Origin of the sequence: Corallococcus sp. AB011P, from assembly GCF_003611605.1 — a bacterium.
Taxonomy (GTDB): domain Bacteria; phylum Myxococcota; class Myxococcia; order Myxococcales; family Myxococcaceae; genus Corallococcus; species Corallococcus coralloides.
Genome location: NZ_RAVX01000017.1, coordinates 41416 through 61419, shown reverse-complemented (window position 1 = coordinate 61419; position 20004 = coordinate 41416). Strand labels below are relative to the sequence as shown.

The 20004-nt window shown below is 68.3% G+C and carries 16 protein-coding genes; 7 read left to right on the top strand and 9 right to left on the bottom strand.

Translation table 11 applies throughout. The features are described from left to right. Positions 1 to 28 precede the first annotated feature (28 nt). The 3 genes from D7X30_RS31075 to D7X30_RS31065 all read right to left on the bottom strand — a co-directional run bounded on the left by D7X30_RS31075 (position 29) and on the right by D7X30_RS31065 (position 5642). On the bottom strand, positions 29 to 1573 hold the full coding sequence (locus tag D7X30_RS31075; protein WP_120566603.1) for a radical SAM protein: 1545 nt from the start codon (positions 1571 to 1573) through the stop codon (positions 29 to 31). A gap of 115 nt (positions 1574 to 1688) precedes the next feature. Beyond that, positions 1689 to 2396, bottom strand: a complete 708-nt coding sequence (locus D7X30_RS31070) for a hypothetical protein (RefSeq protein ID WP_120566602.1) — start codon at positions 2394 to 2396, stop codon at positions 1689 to 1691. A gap of 30 nt (positions 2397 to 2426) precedes the next feature. Beyond that, positions 2427 to 5642, bottom strand: a complete 3216-nt coding sequence (locus D7X30_RS31065; RefSeq protein WP_120566601.1) for a TonB-dependent receptor — start codon at positions 5640 to 5642, stop codon at positions 2427 to 2429. A 230-nt stretch (positions 5643 to 5872) separates the two neighbouring features. Between D7X30_RS31065 and D7X30_RS31060 the strand changes: the two genes are divergently transcribed. The 5 genes from D7X30_RS31060 to D7X30_RS31040 all read left to right on the top strand — a co-directional run bounded on the left by D7X30_RS31060 (position 5873) and on the right by D7X30_RS31040 (position 10258). Then, positions 5873 to 6616 carry an energy transducer TonB gene (locus D7X30_RS31060; protein ID WP_120566600.1) on the top strand — a complete coding sequence of 248 codons (744 nt, stop codon included), beginning with the start codon at positions 5873 to 5875 and terminating at the stop codon, positions 6614 to 6616. A gap of 75 nt (positions 6617 to 6691) precedes the next feature. Beyond that, on the top strand, positions 6692 to 7369 hold the full coding sequence (locus D7X30_RS31055; protein WP_120566599.1) for a MotA/TolQ/ExbB proton channel family protein: 678 nt from the start codon (positions 6692 to 6694) through the stop codon (positions 7367 to 7369). Between the two features lie 97 nt (positions 7370 to 7466). Continuing rightward, a complete protein-coding gene (locus D7X30_RS31050) occupies positions 7467 to 7880 on the top strand; it encodes a biopolymer transporter ExbD (RefSeq protein WP_014394198.1) in 414 nt (137 codons plus the stop codon). Beyond that, positions 7880 to 8395 (top strand): biopolymer transporter ExbD, encoded by a 516-nt coding sequence (locus D7X30_RS31045; RefSeq protein WP_120566598.1) that lies wholly within the window; start codon positions 7880 to 7882, stop codon positions 8393 to 8395. Before D7X30_RS31050 ends, D7X30_RS31045 begins: the two co-directional genes overlap by 1 nt. A gap of 225 nt (positions 8396 to 8620) precedes the next feature. Next, on the top strand, positions 8621 to 10258 hold the full coding sequence (locus D7X30_RS31040) for a YifB family Mg chelatase-like AAA ATPase (RefSeq protein WP_120566597.1): 1638 nt from the start codon (positions 8621 to 8623) through the stop codon (positions 10256 to 10258). On the opposite strand, the gene D7X30_RS31035 is transcribed toward D7X30_RS31040, so the two are convergent. Continuing rightward, a complete protein-coding gene (locus tag D7X30_RS31035; protein ID WP_233591888.1) occupies positions 10181 to 11560 on the bottom strand; it encodes an NAD(P)/FAD-dependent oxidoreductase in 1380 nt (459 codons plus the stop codon). The genes D7X30_RS31040 and D7X30_RS31035 overlap by 78 nt on opposite strands. 281 nt (positions 11561 to 11841) lie before the next feature. Between D7X30_RS31035 and recA the strand changes: the two genes are divergently transcribed. Then, the gene (gene recA / locus D7X30_RS31030; protein WP_120566596.1) at positions 11842 to 12867 is read left to right on the top strand and encodes a recombinase RecA; all 1026 of its coding nucleotides are present in this window, start codon (positions 11842 to 11844) and stop codon (positions 12865 to 12867) included. On the opposite strand, the gene D7X30_RS31025 is transcribed toward recA, so the two are convergent. The 4 genes from D7X30_RS31025 to pssA form a co-directional block, all read right to left on the bottom strand. Beyond that, positions 12864 to 13373, bottom strand: coding sequence for a DUF1285 domain-containing protein (locus D7X30_RS31025; protein ID WP_120566595.1), 510 nt, complete (start codon positions 13371 to 13373; stop codon positions 12864 to 12866). The genes recA and D7X30_RS31025 overlap by 4 nt on opposite strands. A 57-nt stretch (positions 13374 to 13430) precedes the next feature. Continuing rightward, the gene (locus tag D7X30_RS31020; RefSeq protein ID WP_120566594.1) at positions 13431 to 14930 is read right to left on the bottom strand and encodes a hypothetical protein; all 1500 of its coding nucleotides are present in this window, start codon (positions 14928 to 14930) and stop codon (positions 13431 to 13433) included. After that, positions 14927 to 16192 carry a CinA family nicotinamide mononucleotide deamidase-related protein gene (locus D7X30_RS31015; RefSeq protein ID WP_120566593.1) on the bottom strand — a complete coding sequence of 422 codons (1266 nt, stop codon included), beginning with the start codon at positions 16190 to 16192 and terminating at the stop codon, positions 14927 to 14929. The genes D7X30_RS31020 and D7X30_RS31015 overlap by 4 nt, the downstream gene beginning before the upstream one ends. 69 nt (positions 16193 to 16261) lie before the next feature. Further along, positions 16262 to 17116: a CDP-diacylglycerol--serine O-phosphatidyltransferase gene (gene pssA, locus D7X30_RS31010; protein WP_120566592.1), complete on the bottom strand. Its 855-nt coding sequence runs from the start codon at positions 17114 to 17116 to the stop codon at positions 16262 to 16264. Positions 17117 to 17232: 116 nt separating this feature from the next. Between pssA and D7X30_RS31005 the strand changes: the two genes are divergently transcribed. Beyond that, positions 17233 to 18351: an alpha/beta fold hydrolase gene (locus D7X30_RS31005; protein WP_120566591.1), complete on the top strand. Its 1119-nt coding sequence runs from the start codon at positions 17233 to 17235 to the stop codon at positions 18349 to 18351. On the opposite strand, the gene D7X30_RS31000 is transcribed toward D7X30_RS31005, so the two are convergent. After that, complete coding sequence (locus tag D7X30_RS31000) at positions 18342 to 19799, bottom strand: hypothetical protein (RefSeq protein ID WP_147443365.1); 1458 nt, start codon at positions 19797 to 19799, stop codon at positions 18342 to 18344. The two genes, D7X30_RS31005 and D7X30_RS31000, sit on opposite strands and share 10 nt — an antisense overlap. Positions 19800 to 20004: the final 205 nt, after the last annotated feature.

The following is a 20004-nucleotide window of genomic DNA, read 5'->3' as shown; positions in this document are numbered from 1 at the left end:
CCGGCGAATACGGCCTTTGCGGGCCCCGTCAGGCGGCGGACGGCTGGGGCGGCGGGCGGCCCGGCACGATGGGCCACACCGTGGGCTGGCGCCGCCCGTCCTCCACCCGGCGGGCCATGTACGGCTCGCACCCGCGCTCCTGGAAGGCCCGCTTCCACGCGGCGAAGCTGCCTCCCGCGCTCCAGGCGTCCATGGCCGCGAGCCCCGCCTCCGGACCGCACTGGGCCAGCATGTACTCCACCCAGGCCCAGCGCGCGGACGTGGGCCTCACCTCCGCCCTCCCTCGCAGGCCCTTGCGCAGCCGCTCCAGCTTGTTCTCCACTTCCCGCAGGCCCGCGAAGGGAGCCCCGTCCAGCGGCGTGTTGCGCTTGGCCACGAAGGGCGCGACCCCCAGCGCCACCGGAAGGATGCGCGACAGCTCCGTGGTGAAGCGGATCAGCTCGTCGATGTCCGCGTCCTCTTCATGGGGCAGGCCCACCACGTTGTAGACCTTGAGCTGCTTCATGCCCGCCGTGCGCGCGAACCGGGCCGCGCGGACAATCTGTTCCTCGGAGTGCTTGCGGTCCACCAGGTCCCGCATCTTCTGGGACGCCCCGTCCGCGGCCACCGTGAGGTTCGTCGCCCCACCCCGCCGGAGCTGATCCACCAGCTCCTGCGTGAGCCGGTCCGCCCGCAGCGAGGACACGCCCACCTCGCGCCCCGAGTCCACGAGGGTGCGCAGGAGCTCCACGATGCGCGGGTGGTCCGTCACCGCCGCGCCCACCAGGCCCACGCGCTTCGCATGGTCCGGGATGAGCGACAGGATGCGCTCCGGCGGCACCGTGCGCATGCCGCCGTTCGTGGTGCGGCGCATGACGCAGTAGTGGCAGCCACGGGAGCAGCCCCGCTCCGGCTCGATGAGGAACATCGACCGGAGCTCCGTGTGGGGCGTGATGATCTGCGTGCGCGCCGGCAGCCGGGCGTCCGTCGCCTTCGCCACGTGGTAGCGCGCCCCGCCCCGCCCGGGCACCCGGAAGCCGGGGACCTTCGCCAGGTGATCCAGCAGCGCCTCGCGCTCCATGGAGGCCGCGGCCTCCAGCAGCACGTGGATCAAGTCCTCCGCCTCCCCCTGGACGAGCACGTCCACGAAGGGCTCCAGCGGATCCGGGTTGGAGAACGTCAGCGGGCCGCCCGCCACCACCAGCGGATGTCTGGCATCCCGTTCCGATGAAAGAACCGGCAAACCAGACAAATCCAACATCGTGAATAAACCTGAAAGCTCCAATTCATAGGCAACTGAAAAGGCAAGCATTTCAAAGCTAGACACGGGTGCCTGGGATTCCCAGGTAAACAATGGCGTCCTGGTTCTCTTGTATGTCTCGACATCATCGGGAAGGAAGACACGCTCGGCGGTCGCGCCCGCGTGCTCATGCACCTCCCGGTAGATGGCCTGGTAGCCCAGCGAGCTCATGCCCACGTGGTAGGGGCTCGGGTAGCAGAGCGCGACCCGGTAGGGCGCCTCCTTGCGGAGCGTTCCCGCCTCGTCCGCCAGCAGTGAGCAGACGTGCTCGATGAGTTCGTAACGGCCCTCCATGGTCCTCCCAACGTGGATTCCAGACACCTAACAACAGCGCGGCCCCGGACCGCCACTCCCGCGTGGGGGAGGGGCTGCCGGGGCCGCGTTGGCCTTCAGGGTCGGTCAGTGCCGACTACTTGAACGACGGGATGGCCTTGGCCGGGGTGCAGTACTCGGTCTCGGCGTCGCAGACCAAGTCGAAGTCCGGGTTGATGCCGGAGCCCGGACCGCACGTCGAGGTGAAGTTCGCCTCGTCGTTCGGATCCAGCGTGGGGTCGCAGTTCGTCGCGGGCCACACGGCGCGCACCACGTAGTGCGCGGTGCAGCCGTTGTTCGTGTAGGTCAGCTCGCCGGTCATCTGCGTACCCGGCGCGCGGGTGTTCGAATACACCTTCACGTTGTCGAACTGGTACGTGATGGCCTGCGGTGCGGCAGCGAAGTCACCCTGATCCACGTTGACAGTGGCAGTCGTGAAGGTGTCCGCGGTGCAGAACTGATCCGCGTCCTTCCCCGTGCTCAGTTTGCCCGTCGCCTGGAGGCTGTCGAACGTGTTGGTCAGGTCGAACTGACCCAGGGCGGCCAGGCTCAGGGGCCGGATCACCAGCTTGGCCGTGTTCGCCACGGGGTCCGCGAACTTCCAGACACCGAGCTCGTCACCCAGCAGCGGCTCGAAGTCCGTGCAGGTGCCCGTCGGCGCGTCCACGGCGTCGAACTTCGCCCACCAGTTCGCGAACGACGCGTCCTGGACAATGCACCCGGGATCCGGCTGCTCGATGTCGCAGGCGGTGACACTGCCCGCGAGAGCAACCGTAACCAGCGTCGAAAGAATGCTCTTGCGCATGTTGCTGATCTTCCTCACGTGGTTGGGGGATTAGAACGTGTACCGGACACCGAAGCGGATCTGCCGCGGGGCCTGGTAACGGTCCGGGTTCTTGAAGTTCAGGTTCACGTCTTCTTCCGCCAGATAGCCCGAGCCGTCCGCGAGCGGAACGTTGCCCGGGTTGCCCGGACCCGGCAGGTCGGACGCGTTGCCGGACTTGCCGGTCTTCGCGTCGTACACCGGGAGAACCTGGGCGAACGTGTACGAATCGTCCACGCTGTCCACGCCCTGGAAGTTGAAGAGGTTGAACACGTCCAGGGTGAAGGACACCACGCTGTCCTTGCTCACGCGGTAGTTCACGCCCACGTTGGAGTCGATGCTGTTGATCCACGGGGTGCGACCGCCGGTGCCGCGCGGCAGGATGAACGTCTCATCCTGGCCGTAGCCCGGGTAGGCGCCGAGGTAGTTGATCGGCGTACCGGAGTTACCGCGGTAGGACAGACCGATGCTCGCCGACAGCGCGTTGGAGATGTTGAACTCCTTGGCGCCGAACACCTTGATGGCGTGCGTACGGTCGAAGGGCAGCAGGCCCGTGCGGTTGTTCAGGAGGGCAATCAGGTCGAAGTCCGCGAGGATGTTCGGATCGAGCTGGTTGTTCTCCGGACGGAACAGACCGGGGTAGTTGCCGTACAGGCGGGACCAGGTGTAGCTCGCCTGCGCCAGCCAGCCCTCCGTGAACGTGCGGTTCAGGTAGACGGTGACCGCGTCGTAGTCACGCACCGGCGTCGGGAACTCCTTGGCGAAGCCGCTGCCAGGGTTACCGAGGAAGTACGTGTTGCCGTCATCGCGGCTCATGTCCTCGATGACCTTGCCCATGTTGCGGTGGGTGTAGGTCGCGCCCAGGCGGGTGTTCGACAGGAGCTCGTACTCGCCGCCGACCACGATTTCGTCGGACGACTGGGGCTCGATGTCCGGATCGACCGGCTCGTTCTGCACCAGACCGCCGTTGTAGAACTGGTTCGCGTTGGGGGTGCTCTCCGCGCGCGGCACGATGAACTGGGTGTCCGCGCAGTTGCCGCGCTGGCCCTCCAGCGTGGACGGATCGCAACCGCCCGCGGCGCCCGGCTCCGAGAAGAAGCGACGCGCGGTGAAGCGGCGCTCACCCGGGAAGGCGCGGTCCATCATGTTGAGCGGAACCTGCTCGTAGTAACGAGCGAAGTTCACGAACAGCTTCGCGCGGCCGTTGGCGAACGGATCCACCACCGCGCCGATACGGGGCGACCACTGGTTGCCGAGCTTCAGGGCCAGGTTGCCATCACCGCCGTACATGGACTGCACGTCGTACCGGACACCCAGGTTGAGGGTGACGCGGTTGGCGATGGACCAGCTGTCCTGGAGGAAGCCACCGATGGTGGTGCCGCTCGTCGAGGACTGCTGCAGGGTCTCGAACACCGGGGAGTCCGGCGCCGTCTGGTAGCCGTAACGACGGTCGTCCGCCCAGATCGGGATGGTCGCGCCGTTGTACGACGTGCGCGCCTCCCGCAGGAACACGCTACCGGAGTAGGCCTTCTTCTGATCGAAGGTCAGGAACTCCGTGTCCACGCCCGCCTTGAAGACGTGCGTGCCCAGGGCGTTCAGCAGGTAGGTGGCCTTGGCGTTGATCTGGTAGCGATCCAGCGTGGCCTCGGACATGAAACCGGGGCCGCCGACGAAGTAGTTCGTCGTCGGGCAGCGCAGCCGCTGCTCCTCGATGGTGTCGCCGCAGAACTCCGCCGCGTTCGGGACGCTCTCGAACTGCGTCAGGGCACGCCGGGTGGTGTACTGCGCCAGCGCGTAGCCCGCCAGGCCGCTCGTCGAGCCGATGGCGCTGCCGTCCGCCGGAGGCGTCCCCGCGGTCTGGTGGAACCAACCGAGGTTGGCGTCGACCAGGACCTTCTTGTCCATGAACGCGCCCGCGTACTTGAGGGCGAGCGCCGTGGTGTTGGCGCGGTTCTCGGTCTGGCCGATGTCACCGGGACGCGAGTTCTGCGCCGCAGGCAGACCACCCGAGCGGGGGCTGATCTGCAGCTTGCCCAGGCCACCCGACACGGTCGGGGTGCCGTTGAGGGCGAACGACACGTTGTGATCCTGGTTGATGAGGTAGGTCAACTTACCCATGAACTGGATCGTGCGCGAGTCGGCGAAGTACGTCCGCTGCGAGCCCGGGATCTCCCGGACCACGCTGAAGCCGTTCTCGTCGGTCGCCACCGGGTTCGCCGCCGGCGTGGGGTTCGCCGCGTTGAACGGGTTCTCCAGCTCGAAGGCGTTGAGCGAGCGCGTGTGCTCGTAGCGCTGGAACGACGGCGCGAAGCCGGCGAAGAACCAGAGCTTGTCCTTCAGGATGGGACCACCGAGGGTCGCGCCGAAGTCGCCCAGGTTGCTCAGGGCGTTCAGGCCGGTGATCGTGGTGCCGTCCTCGATGACCAGCTTGCGGTTGCCTTCCAGGGCGCCCGGCGTCCAGTTGGCGAACACGGAGCCGTGGAACTCGTTGGAACCGGACCGGGTCACCGCGTTGATCACACCGCCCGTGGAGCGACCGAACTCCGGCATGTAACCGCCGGTGATGATGTTCACGTCCTGCACGAACTCGATGCTCAGCGGGCTGGCGTTCACGCCGAAGGCCGGGTCGTTCGTGGACAGACCGTCCACCACGTAGCCGTTCTCAGGCGAGGTCGTGCCGTTGATGGACACGCCGTACTGGTCGGACTGGGCGCCAGGGGCGAGCTCGGCCAGGGATTCAAAGGAGCGCGTCGCGCCACCCTTGCCGACCGGACGGGCCACCGCGATGCGCCTGATGAACTCCTGATCCACGTTGACGCCCTGGTTCGTCGAACCGACGTCGATCGTCGGCGGCGTACCAATAACGTCAACCGTCTGCGTGAAGGAGTCCGGCAGGAGCTCCACGTTCACGCGGATGGTGCGGTTGAGGAGCAACTGGATTTCGGGGCGGGCGTAAGGCTTGAACGTCTCCTTCTCGAACCGCAACGTATACGTGCCCGGCGGGAGCTGGGGAATACGGTAGTTACCCTGTGCGTCAGTAACCACGGTCTGCTCGCCCTGCAGGTTGGGCGAGGTGGCGGTCACAACGACATCTGCAGCCGGCTTCTTGTCCTCAGTGTTGATGACAGTGCCGATGATGACGCTGGACTGCGCGAAAGCCGCGGATCCGTACAACAGACCTGCAGCAAGGACGACTCCGGTTTCCCGAAGTACTTGTTTCACTTGCATACCTAACCCCTCCAAGGTGGGCTGCAACCGAAAATGACTTGGGAAAATATCCGAGGTCAAGCAGTTGTCAATAGACCGTTGCTTTTTGGTGACCAGTGCGGCATTGCGCGATCACGTCGGCGGCACCAGACACGGTTGCTTGAACCCGGAACCCTTTTCTGTATGGTGGCCGCCCTTCAATCCGGGCATGGCGGGGACGGGTAGTCCACTGGTGAAGAGGAGTTACGTGCATGTTCGATTCAGTCCTTGACCGCGGCCAAGGACCCAGGTCGCGCTTCGGCGTGGGTGCTGGCGTTTCCACGCTGCTCCACGTTGGCCTGCTGGGTCTTGTGGCCTATCTCTCCACGCGTCCACCTCCCGTGGAGGAGAAGGAGGTCGAGGTCACGCTGAAGGCCACGATGGCTCCGCCGCCTCCGCCGCCTCCGCCGCCTCCCCCGGCGTCGAAGCCGAAGACGGAGAAGAAGGTCACGCCCAAGAAGCCCAAGGACGTGATCGTGCAGCCGAAGGAGATCCCGCAGCAGAAGCCGCAGGAGACGGAGACCGCGCCCGAGCCCGAGGAAGAGGCGAGCGAGTCCGAGGTCGAGGGTGGCGTGGAAGGTGGCGTCGCGGGCGGTGTGGTGGGTGGCGTGGTGGGTGGCGTGATCGGTGGCGTGGTGGGCGGTCAGCTGGGTGGAACGGGCACGGACGTGCTGGCGTTCGGCCAGGGCATGACGCGTCCCGAGAAGATCGCGGGTCCTGAGGTGTCCTATACGCGTGAGGCCATCGAGGCGCGCGTGCAGGGCCTGATGATCGTGAAGTGCGTGATCACGACCGAGGGAAAGGTCGAGCGCTGCCGCACGATCAAGCCGCTCCCTCACATGGAGCAGGCCGTGATGGACGTGCTCACCGCCTCACGCTACAAGCCGGTCACGTTCCAGGGCAGGCCGGTCGAAGTGCAGTACACGTTCAACTTCAACCTGAAGCTGCCGCGCTGATCCAAAGCAGGCAGCCCCGCTTGAGCAGTCCGCCGAACATCACCTCGCGCTCGTGAGGAGGAGCGCTCCACAGCCATGCAATTTACCCTGCTTGATATCTGGCACCACACGGGCCTCTTCGCCCGCATGATCATCTTCACCCTCGCCATCATGTCGGTGGCGTCGCTGGTCGTCATGGCGGAGCGGATGATCGTCTTCCGCAAGACCCGCTCGGACAGCCGCAACTTCGCCGCCAAGATGGGCGCCATCCTCGCGAAGGGCGACCTGACCACCGCGGCGAACACCAACCTGGGCAAGGACGTGGGCCACCTGGGCCGCGTGATCAACTCCGGCCTGACGGCGTACCGGATCACCCCCGGGAACAAGGACCTGGCGGTGGAGTCCGTGGCCCGCGCGCTGGAGCGCCAGGCGCAGCGCGAGGTGCAGAGCCTCAAGCGCGGCCTGGGCCTGCTGGCCACGGTCGGTTCGACGGCGCCGTTCGTCGGTCTGCTGGGCACCACGATGGGTATCGTGAACGCCTTCCAGCTGATGGCGGCGGCGGGCTCCGGCGGTCTGGCGACGATCTCCGCCGGTATCTCCGAGGCGCTCATCACCACGGCGTTCGGTCTGCTCGTGGCGATCCCCGCGGTTATGGCCTACAACTTCCTGCAGGGCTGGGTGGATGCCCGCTCCGTGGACATCTCCGAGTCCTCCAACGAGTTCCTGGACGTGGTGGCCCGGCACGTGGGCGGCGGTTCGTCGCACGCGGCCTAGTAGCCCCACCCTGGGACGTCCCCACCCATGTGGGCGGTCCGGCTGAGAAGCCGCGCTGCCCCGGGGTGGGCGTTCCTTCCCGGATACAGGTGCACGCATGGGAATGTCAGCAGGCCCCAAAGGGGGCATCAAGAGCGAGATCAACGTCACGCCGCTGGTGGACGTGGTGCTGGTGCTCCTCATCATCTTCATGGTCGTGACGCCCATGCTCCAGCGCGGCAAGTCCGTGGAGCTGCCCAAGGCCACGGAGATTGAAAAAGAAGGCAAGACGGACGCCGATCCGCTGATCCTCTCCATCACCCCGGACAAGAAGATGTTCGTGGAGAACGATGAGGTCGACGAGAAGGGGCTCCAGGAGAAGATCGCCGCGGAGCTGGTGAAGGATCCGGGCAAGAAGATCCTCCTGAAGGGTGACAACGCCCTGAACGTGGGCGACGTGCGCAAGGTGCTGGACACGGCCCGCAAGGCGAAGGCGAAGCAGATCGCCCTGGGTGTGGAGGAGAAGAAGTAATGTCCCGAGGACACAAGCAGCGTCAGTGGGTCAAGCCCGCGTCCGCGCCGAACTCGGAGATCAACGTCACGCCCCTGGTGGACGTGGTGCTGGTGCTCCTCATCATCTTCATGGTGGTGACGCCCCTCCTGGAGAAGGACATCCTCGTCCGCGTCCCGGAGACGGAGGTGGAGGAGAACCAGCCGCCGCCGGAGCCCGATGATCAGCAGATCGTCGTGCAGGTGGACAAGAGCGGCGCCTACTCCATCAACACGGAGCAGATCCCCGCTTCGGACTACGTCGCCCGCCTCAAGCGGATGCTGAACGCCAAGAAGCCGGACGAGAAGGTCGTCTTCTTCATGGCGGACGACGCGGCGAACTACGGCAAGCTGGTGGTGGCGCTGGATGGCGCCCGTGCCGCGGGAGCGAAGATCCTGGGCATGGCCACCGAGCTTCCCCAGAACGCGGTCATCCAGGGCACGCAGACCACGCCGGACGGTGCACCGCCCGCGCCTCCTGCCCCGCCGACTCCCTGATCCACGCCTTTCGTCAGGGCTGACGCGCGGACACGCCGTCACCGATTCCATCCGAAGCCCGCTGGCGTTCCGACGCCAGCGGGCTTCTTGTTTTCAGGCCCCATGTCCGCGCTCGGGACCCGACGTCTGCCGCGTGGGATGGCCGTGGAGGGCCGCCTCTGAGGACAGCGCGCCGGTACGGGCATTGCTCTCCCCTCCTCCTGTACGGGTTGGAAGGGGGAGACGATGCTGGCGAGGGTGCGGTCGGGGGCATTGATGGGCATCGACGCGGTGGTGGTGGAGTGCGAGGTCGACATGGCCCTCGGGCTGCCCTACTTCAACGTCGTGGGGCTGCCAGAGGGAGCAGCCCGGGAGTCGAAGGTCCGGGTGGTTTCCGCGCTGAAGAACGCGGGATTCGACCTTCCGCAGAAGCGGATCACGGTCAACCTGGCGCCCGCGGAGATCCGCAAGGAAGGGGCGGCCTTCGAGCTGCCCATCGCATTGGGCGTCCTGGCGGCGGCGCGGTTGATGGAGGAGGAACCGCTGGAGCGGTACCTCTTTGGCGGAGAGCTGTCGCTGGATGGCTCCATCAAGGCCATCAAGGGGGTGCTCCCGCTGGCCGTGGCGGCCCGGAATGGCGGCTTCCAGGGGGTCATGGTGCCGGCGGCCAACGCGGCGGAGGCGGCGCTGGTGGAGGGCATCCAGGTGCTGTCCGTGGCGCACCTGCGAGAGGCCGTGGGGCACCTCACCGGCAAGTCCCCGTTGACGCCGCTGACGCGCACGGGGACTTCCGTGGGCGGTCCTCGCACGGCGGCCGCGGACATGGCCGACGTCCGGGGACAGCCGGAGCTGAAGCTGGCGTTGGAGCTCGCGGCGGCTGGCGGCCACAACATCCTGATGGCCGGGCCGCCAGGCTCGGGCAAGACGATGCTGGCGCGACGGCTGCCAGGCATCCTGCCCGAGATGACCTTCAACGAAGCGCTGGAGGTCACGAAGGTCTACTCCATCCAGGGGCTGCTGGGAGACGAGCAGGCGCTGATCCGCGAGCGCCCGTTTCGCGCGCCCCATCACACGCTGTCCGATGCGGGGCTCGTGGGAGGTGGCCCCACGGCTCGTCCAGGCGAGCTGTCCCTGGCCCACCACGGCGTGCTGTTCCTCGACGAGTTGCCGGAGTTCCGCAAGAACGTGCTGGAGGTGCTGCGCCAGCCCCTGGAGGAGGGCGCCATCCACCTGGCGCGGGCCACCCAGCACATCACCTATCCCTGCCGGGTCATGCTGGTGGCGGCGATGAATCCCTGCCCGTGCGGCTACTTCAACGTCCCCGGACACACGTGCACCTGCCTCGAGCACCGCATCTTCGGCTACCACTCGCGCATCAGCGGGCCGCTGCTGGACCGCATCGACATCACCGTGCAGACGCGGCCGGTGGAGTACCACCACCTCGCGGAGAGGAGCCAGGAGCTGCCCAGCCAGTACTACCGGCAGCGTGTGGAGACCGCGCGCGAGCGGCAGCGCGCCCGCTTCCACGACACGCCCGGGGTGCACTGCAATGCCCAGATGCCTTCGCATCTGCTGCGCCGCTACTGCGTGCTGTCACCGCCCGCGGAGAAGGCGCTGAAGGACGCGGTCACTCATTTTGGCCTGTCTGCTCGGGCGCATGACCGCATCCTCAAGCTCGCGCTGACGCGCGCGGACCTGGAGGGACACGGACGTATCGAGGACGTGGACATGCGGCTCGCCGTCGATTGCCGGATGCTGGACCGCCGGGGCTGGCTCCACGCCAATACCCGGGGCGCGGTGAATGCCTCATCCCGTCCCACTCTTGTCAGGCACCAGGACTCCGAGCTGGATGGACGTCTCGGGGCTCCCTTCGACCGGGGCTGACCTTCCACTCGCGGGCAGCGGATGCACCACCCGATCCTCCAGACGGGGAGCGGGGCCGGTGATGATGCGCGCGGACCTGCCGAAGGTCAGGTACGAGTACGCCCAGTTGAGCAGCACGGCCAGCTTGCTTCGGAAGCCAATGAGGAAGGTGATGTGGATGAAGAGCCAGGCCAACCAGGCGACGAAGCCGGATTGCTTCACACGGCGGAAGGCCACGCCCACGGCATGGCCTCTGCCGATGACCGCGTAGGTTCCCCGGTCCCAGTAACGGAAGGGCTGCATGGGCTCGCCCGCGAGCTGGCGGCGGAGGTTGAGCACCGCGTGCTTGCCCTCCTGCATCGCCGCGGGCGCCACTCCCGGGACCGCGCTTCCGTCCTCCTGCTTCACGAGCGCCAGGTCCCCCACGACGAAGATGTCGGGATGCCCGGGCACGGTGAGCTCGGGCGTCACCGGGACGCGCCCTGCCCTGTCCAGCGTCACGCCGAGCGAGCGGGCCACGGGCGAGGCCTCCACCCCCGCGGCCCAGAGCACCGTTCGGGCCGCGAGATGCTCAGGGCCCATGTCCACGCCCGCGGCGTCGATGTTCGTGACCCGGGTGCCCGTACGGACCTCGACGCCGAGCCCTTCCACCACCCGGCGGGCCTCCGCCGAGAGATTCTCGGGATAGGTGGGGAGCACGCGGTCCATTCCCTCGATGAGGATGACGCGCGCATCCCGTGGGTCGATGTTCTGGAAGTCACCCGACAATGAATTGCGGCTGATCTCCGCCAGCGCCCCCGCCAGCTCCACGCCCGTGGGACCCGCGCCAATGATGGCGAAGGTGAGCAGCGCGCGGCGGCGCTCGGGATCCGGTTCGCGCTCGGCCTGCTCGAAGGCAAGGAGCACGCGGCGGCGGATCTCCAGCGCGTCCTCGACGGTCTTCAATCCCATCGAGTGTCGCGACCAGGCGTCATTGCCGAAGTACGAGTGCGTCGCCCCGGTGGCGACGATGAGGAAGTCATACGCCAGCTCGCCGTCCGCCAGGAGGACGTGCTTGCGCGCGGTGTCCACACCGGTCACTTCCGCGAGCAGCACCTGGACGTGATCGCGTCCGAGCATCGCCCGCAGTGGCGCGGCGATGTCGCTGGGGCTCAGTGTCGCCGTGGCCACCTGGTACAGCAGGGGCTGGAAGAGGTGGTGGTTGTGACGGTCCACCATCGTGACGCGAACCCCTGCCTTTCGCAGGTACCGGGCCGCGTAGAGGCCGCCGAAGCCGCCTCCCAGGATGACCACATGGGGAAGGTTCTCACGGGTCGTATTCACGTGAGGGATGTCACGGCGACGCGCCAGGGTTTCAACGCAAAGCCTTCCATCCCATCAAGCCGGACTGTCACGTCCCGTCGTGTCTGCTTATGCGGAGGCGTCCCTACCTTTGCGCCTTCTCAGCGCGCGGGAGACAGCCACGCCGCTCCGCCAGTTCGGACGGCTCCAGCGAACCTGGACGCCCTTGCAGGCCCTTCCGCCTGGAAGCCCGCGCGGCATGAGCGTTGCTCTGCCCACCGCCGAGGCATCCAGCCCGCAGGGCGGCGAGGGAGGCAGACGAGATGAGCAGGCTGACGGAGAAGTTGAAGGCAGTGGCGGCGGCGGTGGCGTCCATCGAGAAGCAGTTCGGCCGGGGCGCGGTGATGACGCTCGGCGCGGACGCACCGGAGCAGAAGGTGGCGATCATTCCCACGGGTTCGGTGGGGTTGGACCGGGCGCTGGGCGTGGGGGGCTATCCGCGAGGGCGCGTGGTGGAGCTGTTCGGCAACGAGTCCTCCGGCAAGACGACACTCACCCTGCATGCCATCGCGCAGGTGCAGGCCGTGGGAGGCGTCGCGGCCTTCATCGACGCGGAGCACGCGCTGGACCTGTCCTACGCGCGCAAGCTGGGGGTGCGGACGGAGGAACTGCTCGTGGCGCAGCCGGACACCGGCGAGCAGGCGCTCGAAATCACCGAGCAGCTCGTGCGCTCCGGCGCAGTGGACCTCATCGTGGTGGATTCGGTGGCGGCGCTGGTCCCCCGCGCGGAAATCGAAGGGGAGATGGGTGACGCGCACATGGGCGTCCAGGCGCGGCTGATGAGCCAGGCGCTGCGCAAGCTCACGGGCGCGGTGAGCCGCTCCGGCACCTGCATCATCTTCATCAACCAGATCCGCATGAAGATTGGCGTGATGTTCGGCAACCCGGAGACGACGACGGGTGGCAACGCGCTGAAGTTCTATTCGTCGGTGCGGATGGAGATCCGCCGCACGGGCAACCTCAAGGAGGGCGACGCGGTGGTGGGCTCCCGGGCCCGCGTGAAGGTGGTGAAGAACAAGCTGGCGCCCCCGTTCCAGGAGGCGGAGTTCGACGTGCTCTACGGCACGGGCATCCACCGCGCCGCCGAGGTGCTGGACCTGGCCGTGAGCGCGGGCGTGGTGGAGAAGTCCGGCAGCCACTTCAGCTTGCGGGGTGAGCGCATCGGCCAGGGCCGCGAGCGGGCGTGCGAGTGGCTGCGGGAGCACCCGGACGTCCTGGAGGCCCTCGCCCGCGACCTGGTGGGAGCCACCGCGCCCTCCGTGCCGCCCGCGGACGCAGCGGCGGCCTAGGTCGCGGACTGGAGTGCATCCAGCGAGAGGGGGACCTCCCAGTGGCGTTGGCCCGCGCGCAGCACCAGGTGCCCTTCGGGGCTCTCTTCCAGCAGCTCGCCGAACTGGTACTGCGCATCACGAGAGAAGCGGGCCTTCGCCCTGCCCTGCTTCACGCGGCAGGTGAGGACTCCGTCTGGAGAGAGCTGGAGCGACCCCAGGTCCAGGGCTTCGGCCGTCCGGTCGCTCAGTCGCAGGGACACACGCTCGTCCGGGGTGATGTCCACGGTGCGGACCTCATAGGCCGCGTCCTCCACCTGGACGTAGCACCAGTCCGGGGCGATGCGGAGCTGGTAGCGCCCGTCGTCATCCAGGACCAGCGAGGCGTTGAAGAGCTCGATGATCTTCGGGTGCTCGATGGGCTCGTCGTCGTGCCACCAGCGCAACGCCGCATCCAGACGGATGCCGCTGTCCTCACGGGTGTGCCAACGCTTGCCTGGTGGGGGCTGGCCAGTGGGAGGTTGCATGTCGCCCTTGAGGTGCGGGTGAGGTCCGGCGGATTCAAGCCACCGGAGCCTGGAGGCCTACCAGTTCCGCACGAACTCCGTGTAGCCACGGAAGGCCACGGCGCCCCAGAAGTTCACCAGCACGCCAAGCGCCAGCACTGCCACCACCGCGCGGTTGCGCAGCGACCATCCGCCAATGGCGAAGAGCAACAGCAGGTAGGGCGTGTAGTCCAGGCTGAACCGGAAGCCGAACTGCATGTAACCGGTGTTCTGGTAGAAGAGCCCCGGCAGCGCGCACACCGCCACGGTCAGCCACAGGGGCCAGTGCAGACGGGGACGCGTGCGGGGGACCAGCAGGAACACCAGCAGGGGCAGCGTGAGCAGCAGCGTCAGCCCATGCGGGTCGTACGACAACTTCAGCGGAGACAGCGACACCTGGGGCAGCTTGAGGAACGCGGCCTGGAGGTTGCGCGACAGGTACTCGATGTTGAAGAGCCCGAAGCGGTCGATGTCGACGTTCACCCGGTTGTTGAAGAGGTACGAGTGGCCGAACTCGCCGGGCTTGCCGAAGCGGTAGATGTTGTACGCAGCCGCGAGCGCGGCAAGGGGCGCGGCCCCCGCGCCGAAGAGGACGAGCTTGCGGAGGGCGGGCTTCCACGTGGACGGAAGGGCCTTCAGTTGGGCCAGCCGGTCCGGGCCAGGGCAGAGCGATTCCAGGACGAAGAAGAGGCCCGCGAACACCAGCGGTGTGCGAGTGAGCACGGCCATGGAGAAGAAGAGCCCCGCGAGCACGGGGCGCCGCGCCTTGACGGCGTTGCGCACGTACAGACACGTGAGCGCCACGCCCATCACCTGCGCGCCAAACCAGACCTCGCCCCGGATGGCGCAGTAGAAGAACAGCGTGCCGAAGGCGAGCACCAGCGACAGCACCACGTTGTCGTCGCGGTTGCGCTCCGTCTCCCCCTCCTGCGCGAGGAAGCGCAGCAGCGAATAGAAGAGCGCCACCGCGAGCGCGCCCACGAAGACGCCGAAGGACGTGTCGTTGAACTGGTAGCCGTGCAGCGCGACGAAGGGGAGCATCACGACCGCGGGGAAGGACGGGAAGCTGACGAACCAGCGGTCATCGCGGAGCGGGCGTCCCTCGCACCGCACCTTGTGTCCGTCCACCAGCCGCACGCAGGCCCAGTCCTCCAGGTTGGGCAACACCTGCGGATCCACGTCGAGCCGTCCCTCCAACCAGGACTGCGCTTGGTAGATGAAGTGCGGTGCGGCGCTCTGCCGGAGGAAGCGCTGCGAGCTGAAGCTGGACAGCACCGCGAACGCGACGAGGAACAGCACCACCTCCACCCGGTAGGCGGACAGCCACAGGCGCACCGCGCTCCGCACCGGATGCGCTCCTGCTCCGGGCTGCGACGTGGGGGGGCTGGTGGCTTCCGTCGCCGCCGGGGGGCTGTCGAGCGGCGCGGAGGACTCGGGCGTGGCCGGGACGGGTTCGCCCGCGGTGGCGGGGGCCGGGGGCACCGTGGACGGCGCGTCCAGGGCGGAAGGACGGGGACGCTTTGATTTGGAGCGACTCATGGCGACACGGGGGCGGCGAGCAGGTGCAACCTCAACATTTCCAGCACGTGGGACGCGGCGAACAGACGGACCCGGTCCCGGTCACCCGAGAGCGAGATCCGCTCGCAGCGGGACTCCATTCCGGGACCGGCCAGCCCGCAGTACACGGTGCCCACGGGGTCCTCGGGCGTTCCGCCACCAGGGCCCGCGTAGCCCGTGACGGACAGGCCAAACGTGGCGCCGCAGGCGACGCGGACTCCCTCCGCCATGGCGAGCGCCGTCTGGGACGACACCGCGCTGTGCTTCTCGAGGATGTCCGGGGGCACGCCCACCCAGGCGGACTTCATCTTCTCCGAGTAGGCGACCGCCCCTCCGATGAAGACCTGGCTGGAGCCCGGGACGGCCGTGAGCTCCTGCGCGACGAGGCCACCCGTGCAGCTCTCCGCCACCGCCAGCGTGTGACCGCCGCGCGCCAGCAGCTCGAGGAGGACGGGGGCATATTCGCTGCCATCCGCGCCGTACACATGCGTGCCCAGCACCTGCCGGCATGCGGCCTCCGCGGCCGCGAGCGCTGCGTCGGCTTCCGCCTGCGTGGGGGCTTCCGCCATCAGCTTCAGGTGGTTCTCCGGTGCGTGCGTCCGGAAGCCGAACACCACCCTGGGGTGGCTGGGGGCCAGGGGCATCACCCGCTCGTTCAGCACGGATTCGGGCAGGCGCACGGTTCGCAGCAGTCGGAAGGCCCGGAACGTGCGACCAGATTCGGCGGCGAGCCAGGTCCGCACGCGCGGCAACACCTCTCCGTCCACCAGGGCGCGGTATTCGCGAGGGACGCCTGGCAGGAAGAACAGGTGGGCTCGGCCCAATTGCTGGATGACCAGCGGCGCCGAGCCCTGGGAATTGCGCACCGGCTCGGTGCCCGCGGGGATGCGCGCCATGCGCAGGGCGCCCGGATTCAGGGGCATGCCCCGCGCGGCGTAGCGCTCCTTCAGCCAACCGAGCACCCGCGCGTCCTCTTCCATGGGCACACCCGCGGCGGCGGCGGCGCACTCCAGCGTGAAGTCGTCCGCCGTGGGCCCCAGGCCTCCCGAGACGATGACCACGTCCGCGCGCGCCGAGGCCTCCAACAGCGCGCCCGTGATGTCCGGACGCACGTCGCCCACCAGCGTCACCCGTGCGACCTTCACGCCCAGGTCGAAGAGGCGGGCTTCCAGATAGGTGCTGTTGGTGTCCGTGATGAGGCCGGTGACGAGCTCGTCACCGGTGCACAGCAGCTCGACGCGCATGGGCCGGGCATCCTAGCGGCCCCGGGCCGGGAGGGCACGGTCCGCGTCCCGGCTCCCGCGCCTGACTGCTCAGAGGAACGCGGGACCGTCGTCCGGGGCGTTGGCCTCGGAGTCCTCGTCGTCGTCCTCGTCCAACCCGGCCGCCACCGCCACCGCCGCGACGGCGCCGACCTTGCGCGACGCCAGCCGGCTGCGCACGGAGACCGCGGACTCCACCAGCCCCATGACCAGGTACGCGGCGAAGTACGTCACCAGCACCCAGGCCGGGTGGAACTGCTGGGCGATGAACGCGCCCGTGAGCGCCATGACCATGAAGACGAGCGCCGTCTTGCGGCTGGGACGCGCGTCCTTGAAGGTGCGGTAGCGCACCGTGGACACCATCAGCAGCGACAGGGCGCCCACCGCCACCGCCACCGGCAGGCGCGCGCCGTCACCGAGCGCCTCGCCCTGGCTGGCCACGTGGTGGGAGATGATGAGGGAGACGAGCACGCCGGCCGCCAGCGGGATGGGGAGCCCCACGAAGAAGCCGCCGCCACCGCCGTGCGGGTTGCGCATGGCGAGCACGTTGAAGCGCGCCAGCCGCATGGCGCCGCAGGCCATGAACGCGAAGGAGATGAACAGGCCCCAGAAGCCCATGGGGGCCAACGCCCACTTGTAGACGAGGAGCGCCGGCGCCGCGCCAAAGGACATGACGTCCGCGAGGCTGTCGAGTTGCATGCCGAAGTCGCTCTGCGTCTTCGTCAGGCGGGCCACCCGTCCGTCGAACCCGTCGAAGAACATGGCGAAGAGGATGGCCAGGGCCGCCTGGTACAGCTGCACCGGTTCAGCCTCACCCGAACACAGGGTGATGGCGTAGAAGCCACAGAAGATGGAAGTGACGGTGAAGAGGTTCGGGAGCACGAACATCAGTTTCCGCAGCTTCATCGTTCCCTCGACTTCCCCAGGTGGTCGGCTGCCCATGTGGCAGAAACGGCGAGGGAACGGACCTTAGCAGGGTTTTATTCGCGCCGGAGTCAGTCCCGGGTCGCATGGGAGGAGAAATGCCGTACGGGCAGTGGGCCCTGTGGGGATTGACCGCGGCGGCCGTCCTGCTGCTGGTGAATGTGGCGTGGGTCCTGCTCGTGCGGCGCTGGTACCGCCTCAAGGGGCCCCTTCCCGACATGCTGCGCGTGCGCTGCGCGGATGGGTGGGAGTTGACCGTGCACGCCCGGCGGGCCCCGGTGCGCCGCTTCGCCGAGCCCGTCCTGCTGTGCCACGGGCTGGCGGCCAACCGCTTCACCTTCGACTTCGAGCCGCCCTACTCCGTGGCCCACTACCTCACCGAGGCCGGCTTCGACTGCTTCAGCGTGGAGTGGCGCGGCACCGGGCACTCGCAGCGTCCGCCCAGGGGCCGGCGGCCCACGGACTTCACCGTCGACGACCACATCAACCATGACGGGCCGGCCCTGCTGGAGCTGGCGCTGAAGGAGACCGGCGCGAAGCAGGCCTTCTGGCTGGGCCATTCGCTGGGAGGCCTGGTGGGGTACGGCGTGGCCCAGGGGCCCGAGAGCGGGAAGCTGGCGGGCCTGCTCGAGTTGGGCGCGCCGGTGTATCTCAAGTCGGAGCCGTTCCTGCGGACGCTCATCTCGCTGGGCGTGCGCGCGGCGTGGCCCGGGAGCATCCGGCAGTCGTGGGTGAGCTCCAGCATGGCGCCCTTCCTGGGCTACCTCGCGCTGCCCCTGTCGGACATCGTCGTGAACCCCCGGCATGTTCCGCCACGCGTCCTGAGGCAGCTGTCCGTCAACATGATGGCGGCGATGAGCCGCAAGGTGCTGCTCCAGTTCCAGGACTGGATCTCCCACGACACGTTCCGTTCCTACGACCGCAAGACGGACTGGCGCGCGGGCATCTCGAAGCTCCAGTTGCCCGTGCTCGTGATGGGCGGCAGCGCGGACCGGCTGGCCACCGCGGCCAACGTGGAGGCGCAGTACGCGCTGCTCACGTCACCGGATCGCACACTGCATGTCTTTGGCCGGGACCGCGGGGACAAGATGGACTACGGCCACGGCGACCTCATCTTCGGCACCGGCGCGCCCATGGAGGTCTACCCCGTCATTCGCGAGTGGCTCGAACAGCGCGCCACGCCGCTGCCTCCCACGTCCGCTCCCGCTCAGGGCTGAGGCGGGCGGGCGTCGAGTTGGACGCAGGGGGAGCTCAGTCCTCGCCTGCTGCTCGCGTCGACATGGCGGAGGCGGACGCGCGTCTGGCCCTCGCAGTCGGTGGAGACCAGTTCGCCCCGCGCGTCCTTCGCGGTGAGGTGCTCCACCTGCAACTGGCCCTCTTCGATGGCCACCAGGATGGAGCCCGGCGTGTCGCGTACGTCGATGCTCCGGGACTCCAGGGTGGCATTCGTATCCACCGCCAACGCGGCGAGCCCGCAGCCCGAGAGCCGGGCGTTGCGGAGCGTCGCGCGGGCCCGCTGCGTCGCCAGCACGCAGGTGCCCTTCGCTCCCTCGACGGTCACGGTGTCGACGTCCGCGTCCACCTGGCGCAGGTGGAGCCCGTCTCCCGTGATGCCATCCGCGGTGCTCACGCCTTTGACGACGCCGTCCCGCAGGCGCACGCGGCCCTGCAGCGCCACCACGCCGTATTCCCGTGAGCCCTCCAGGCGGAAGCGCCGCACCTCCAGGTCCGAGGCGGTGAGCTGAAGCGCTCCGTAGTTGCCCGCGTCCTTCACGGTCACGTCCTCCAGCAGGCCGGTCGTCGCGGTGAGCCCCATTCCCGCGCGCGTGGCGTGCTCCGAGCTGAAGCCCCGCACCGACAGCCGGGCCTGGTTGGCCGTCACGCCGTACTCGTGGCCCTGGACCCGGACGTCCACCAGCGTCAGCGCGCCCTCCACCGTGGAGAACGCCGTGCCCGTGCCGCCCGAAACCCGCGCCCGTTCGACCTCCGCCACGCCGCCCTCCTGGCTCAGCGCCATCCGGGGGCCCTGGAAGTCCACCCCCTCCAGGCGCACCTTGGCCCCACCCCGGGCCCGGACCGCGCGGTCGTAGGCCCCTGTGAACGCGCTGTCCCGGAGGATCAGGGAGGGAGCGGAGGCCCCCGTGGTTCCGGCCTCCACGAGCACCCCCACCGCGACCGACGCCTGGCTGCCCGCCCCTGCCTCGAAGCGCAGCCCCCTGCCTTCCAGCGGACCCGAGCCCAGCCGGATGGCGCCCCGGGACTGATTCCGGAAGGTCACGGTGTGGACCTTCACGGGGCCCCGGGCCTCCAGGCCCCAGCCTCCTCCCTCGACCGCCAGGGACTCCAGGGCGGTGTCCCCTGGCGCCTCCACCACGGTCGTGCCGGGGTCCGTCGCCGCCAGGATCGTGGAGGGGCCCTCCCCCACGAGCCGGGTGCCCTCCGGCAGCCGGAAGGGGCCTTCGTAGCGGCCAGGGGCCAGGTGCACGCGCTTCGGGCCGGGGCGGGCCAGGGCCTCGATCAGCGAACGCAGGGGGCGCTCCCGGGTGCCGTCGCCGCCCGAGGCTGCCCCGTCCACCCAGAGTTCGCCCGTCGCCTGGGGCCGTGGGGACGGCCGCGAGCAGGCGCACAACAGGACGAGGAGCCATGGAAGCAGTCGGGTGGGCACGCGGGCAGGCACTCTAGCCCCCTGATGGCACCTTGCTGGAGCTGGATCAGCGGCGACTGCTAAGTGATCGATTTTCCAATGCCTTTCACGCGGAACCGATCACCAGGCGATCACTTCCCCTGATGTGAAAAGCAGGAGTGTGAGGATGTATCAAAAGATGCGATCCTCCCCTCTCTCTACAGGGTGTATTTTCAGAGGCCAGTTT

What these genes read in the sequence shown, in the direction of transcription:
- D7X30_RS31075 (WP_120566603.1), bottom strand. Translation starts at nt 1,573, where the DNA reads ATGGAGGGCCGTTACGAACTCATCGAGCACGTCTGCTCACTGCTGGCG.
- D7X30_RS31070 (WP_120566602.1), bottom strand. Translation starts at nt 2,396, where the DNA reads ATGCGCAAGAGCATTCTTTCGACGCTGGTTACGGTTGCTCTCGCGGGC.
- D7X30_RS31065 (WP_120566601.1), bottom strand. Translation starts at nt 5,642, where the DNA reads ATGCAAGTGAAACAAGTACTTCGGGAAACCGGAGTCGTCCTTGCTGCA.
- D7X30_RS31060 (WP_120566600.1), top strand. Translation starts at nt 5,873, where the DNA reads ATGTTCGATTCAGTCCTTGACCGCGGCCAAGGACCCAGGTCGCGCTTC.
- D7X30_RS31055 (WP_120566599.1), top strand. Translation starts at nt 6,692, where the DNA reads ATGCAATTTACCCTGCTTGATATCTGGCACCACACGGGCCTCTTCGCC.
- D7X30_RS31050 (WP_014394198.1), top strand. Translation starts at nt 7,467, where the DNA reads ATGGGAATGTCAGCAGGCCCCAAAGGGGGCATCAAGAGCGAGATCAAC.
- D7X30_RS31045 (WP_120566598.1), top strand. Translation starts at nt 7,880, where the DNA reads ATGTCCCGAGGACACAAGCAGCGTCAGTGGGTCAAGCCCGCGTCCGCG.
- D7X30_RS31040 (WP_120566597.1), top strand. Translation starts at nt 8,621, where the DNA reads ATGCTGGCGAGGGTGCGGTCGGGGGCATTGATGGGCATCGACGCGGTG.
- recA (WP_120566596.1), top strand. Translation starts at nt 11,842, where the DNA reads ATGAGCAGGCTGACGGAGAAGTTGAAGGCAGTGGCGGCGGCGGTGGCG.
- D7X30_RS31025 (WP_120566595.1), bottom strand. Translation starts at nt 13,373, where the DNA reads ATGCAACCTCCCACTGGCCAGCCCCCACCAGGCAAGCGTTGGCACACC.
- D7X30_RS31020 (WP_120566594.1), bottom strand. Translation starts at nt 14,930, where the DNA reads ATGAGTCGCTCCAAATCAAAGCGTCCCCGTCCTTCCGCCCTGGACGCG.
- D7X30_RS31015 (WP_120566593.1), bottom strand. Translation starts at nt 16,192, where the DNA reads ATGCGCGTCGAGCTGCTGTGCACCGGTGACGAGCTCGTCACCGGCCTC.
- pssA (WP_120566592.1), bottom strand. Translation starts at nt 17,116, where the DNA reads ATGAAGCTGCGGAAACTGATGTTCGTGCTCCCGAACCTCTTCACCGTC.
- D7X30_RS31005 (WP_120566591.1), top strand. Translation starts at nt 17,233, where the DNA reads ATGCCGTACGGGCAGTGGGCCCTGTGGGGATTGACCGCGGCGGCCGTC.